Annotated in this window: 1 protein-coding gene; it reads right to left on the bottom strand. The window is 46.7% G+C overall.

Translation table 11 applies throughout. The annotated features are described in order from the left end of the window. Window positions 1-546 precede the first annotated feature (546 nt). A complete protein-coding gene (locus tag AB1L17_RS31400) occupies window positions 547-972 on the bottom strand; it encodes a sugar phosphate nucleotidyltransferase (protein WP_412848830.1) in 426 nt (141 codons plus the stop codon). Between the last annotated feature and the right edge of the window lie 13 nt (window positions 973-985).

Genomic DNA, 985 nt, shown 5'->3' with positions numbered 1-985 from the left:
ATACCCATACTTCTCTAAAGGTGCTTCAGGTTCAACCACTACTAATACAACAGGAGAGTGTGATCAGTCTACAACAGTGTTAATGCTAATCTATCCAGTCCAAAGGTTGATGGTACAAGATGTCCTCATTTAGACGGTGAACACGTCCAAATGCTGTGATTAAGCCAATAAAGATGAAAAATTTGATGAGCTGAATTGTCCAATTCTTCACGTTTTTTACCGCAAAATAGCGTTGATGAGATATATCGGCCAAATGGCATAGTGATCTGGACATTGATGACCGACTTGCCGAGGGAAATTTTTACAGTCACAGCAATCTCCCCCTTCCGTCCCCCATGAGGGGGAAAAGCAGGGAACTCGTCCCCTGCACCCCATCGCTTGCCGCGTGAGCAGGCCCAGCAAGGGATTGCTGGGCGGTGTAATAGCGTCGGGAAAAAGGGGACACCAGTCAAGGCTATATAAACGCTTCGCGGCCTTGACTGGTTCACCGCTCTGGTCACTTTAGCAATCAGTTTCTGGTCATCCAACCTCATCAACTTTTGGACATTATGTGGTAGCTAAAACAAACAGACTGCAAATCCTGTATCTCTTTAAATAATGTTTCATCGACATAAAGATCCGCTGGACAAAAAACGACAGTCTCATCCTGTGGCAGACGTTGTTCCGTACCGTATATAAATAAGAGCACACCAAGGCGATCGCAGGAATAGTGTCCCTCCCTTCCGGCTCCAAAACAATCGGGATCTCATCAGGGAGCTGTTCTCGTAACAGCTCTTGCTGGGAAGAGACCGAGGAAATCCACGTATGTTCCGACATCTCCAGGGATCGCAACAGACGAATATTGCGTTGCAAGATCGATTCGGGATTGCCGTGATCATCTTGAAACAACTGGATATATTGCTTGGGATAAGACGGATGAGACAACGGCCAAAGTCTTGTTCCTGTTCCTCCCGAGAGAAGGACGAGCTTCATGACAAGTCAGTTC

This window comes from Brevibacillus jepli (assembly GCF_047229145.1).
GTDB lineage: Bacteria > Bacillota > Bacilli > Brevibacillales > Brevibacillaceae > Brevibacillus.
This window is presented reverse-complemented; position numbering and strand designations above follow the sequence as displayed.